The 2,345-nt window shown below is 43.1% G+C and carries 1 protein-coding gene; it reads right to left on the reverse strand.

Annotation, left to right across the window (positions count from 1 at the left end; translation table 11 throughout):
* Positions 1-645: 645 nt before the first annotated feature.
* Positions 646-2,235 (reverse strand): M1 family metallopeptidase, encoded by a 1,590-nt coding sequence (locus DDR33_RS05560; RefSeq protein WP_238387688.1) that lies wholly within the window; start codon positions 2,233-2,235, stop codon positions 646-648.
* Positions 2,236-2,345 lie beyond the last annotated feature (110 nt).

A 2,345-nucleotide genomic window follows, 5' to 3' on the forward strand; every position in this document is an offset into this window, starting at 1 on the left:
TTGCTGATTGGATTGCAAATATAATGCTTCGGAGAAAAATTCAAAGAATTTATTCATAAAGTAGAAAAACGAATGTATAAAAACAAAGCCATCCCGAAACGCCGGCCATCAACATATAAACACCCGGAAGCGAGATTAGCGAAAATCAAAAAAAAAAGAAACACTCCCTCCCGCAATGACCAGCATATAAATGTATATTTGCTTAATAAGCAGATCGGCCCGTCCCCCCCCTCATTTTTCACTGATAGCAAGTCCCCCCGAAAGTTCACCAAAGGTATTGTAACTGTAATTTACATTTTTGGAGAATGAAAGTGCCAAGAACCGGCCTTCAGTCCACAGCGAGTCCACATCTGTCTGCCCCCTATGTGGACTCGCTGTGGACTGAAGGCCGATTGAATATGGAAACGTATAGAAAATATATCATAAAAGGCACGGTGGCAACCATACCTTTTCCTATGGTCTGTCTGAGCTCGGGAAAACTTGGAAATTGTGGGTAGAGATTGTCGTTTAATCTGTTGCTAAGATAATAGTTATTAGGAAGTTTGCAAAGAAACTTTTAGAAGAAAGACCACAAAAAAACTCATGAATATCACACCCACTTTAACAGCTACGCTTCTTAAAGCAGGATATGAGTCTGCCTGCGGCTTATTCAAGCAGCAATCCGATGTAATAATTAAAGGAATCGACCTCGAAGTTTTCTTTTGTGGCACCTGGAAGCGCTATTTCTGCGAATGATGTCGATGGTTTAACAAATTGGTACTCACCGCCCTTTACCCTGAGCCTTACCGGCATATCAAAATCATCCACATCAGCAATCCACCTGCAAAATGTTTTACCCTTTTCAAATTTCACTTCCAGGGTAGGAATATTCTTAAACTTCAAATACTGTCCGAACACCTTGCTCAGATCTATTCCGGATTGACCGTTGATGTAGGAAATGATATCAGTTGCATCTACTGTACGATGGTAGAATGTCTTGTTGAGCCCCCTCAATATATGGCGCCACTTTGTATCATCATTAATGATGGTTCGGATCATGTTCAGCAGATTGCCGCCCTTATAGTACATATCTCCCGAACCTTCCTTATTGACGTTATATATACCCTGAACCGGCTTGTCGTTAAGGATAGCTCCGCGGGTACCGTGGACATACTCCTGGCCTGCTTTCTTCCCGTAAAGGCTTTCGATAAAGAGAGATTCCGAGTAATTGGTAAAGCTTTCGTGGATCCACATATCGGCCAGATCCTTCGATGTAATGTTGTTTCCAAACCATTCATGCCCGCTTTCATGGACAACAATGAAGTCCCATTTCAATCCCCATCCCGTACCCGAAAGATCACGGCCCATGTAGCCGTTCTGAAATTTATTCCCATATGCAACAGCACTCTGGTGTTCCATTCCTAAATGCGGTGTTTCTACAAGTTTATACCCATCTTCATAAAAGGGATATGGCCCGAACCAATATTCAAAAGCCTTCAGCATAGGCTTAACGTTAGCTGCAAACTGTTTCTCCGCTTTCTTCCGGTTAGCTTTCAAAACCCAGAAATCAAGATCCAGTTTACCTTTCTCCCCATCAAAAGCCTCGCCCCAGTGATCATAATCACCAATATTCAGTGAAACGCAATAATTATTAATCGGGTTGGCTACAAACCAGTCATAGCGTGTATATCCATTGCCAGCGGGACTTACTTTCCGGAGCCTTCCGTTCGACACATCCTGCAATCCTTCGGGTACTGTAACACTGATCAGCATGCTGTCGACTTCATCAGACTGGTGGTCTTTATTTGGCCACCAGATACTCGCTCCTACCCCCTGACAAGCGGTAGCAACCCAGGGCTTGCCGCTATCGTCTTTAGAAAACATAACACCGCCATCCCAGGGTGCATTCTTTGCTTCCACCGGCTTGCCTGAATAAAAAACTTTAAAACGATCCCTCTGCCCCTGTTTAACAGTATTCGGAAAGGATACAAATACAGCATTAAACTCCCTTGTAAACTGCAGCTCAGTGCCGTTATATTCAATCTTTTCAACTTTCAGGTTATCAAAAAGATCAAACTGCAGACGATTAAAGTCACGTGTAGCCGTAAACTCAAATACATTTGACCCGCTGATGAACTTCTTTCCTATATCCAGCTTCACATCCAGGTGATAATACCTGATATCATAACAAGTCCTTAAATCCGTCAGATTTCCTCTCAGCGAGTCCGCCCTGGTAAACGTTTCCTTATCGGCCATAAGCTGGGCCGAAGCCCCTCCCGGCAACGCAAAAGCTGCTGCTAAAACACAACACTTTATGAGATTTGATATATTATGAGACATTTCTGTTATTAATGGCTGAAGGCAGA

Source organism: Pararcticibacter amylolyticus, from assembly GCF_003130405.1.
Classification (GTDB): Bacteria; Bacteroidota; Bacteroidia; order Sphingobacteriales; family Sphingobacteriaceae; genus Arcticibacter; species Arcticibacter amylolyticus.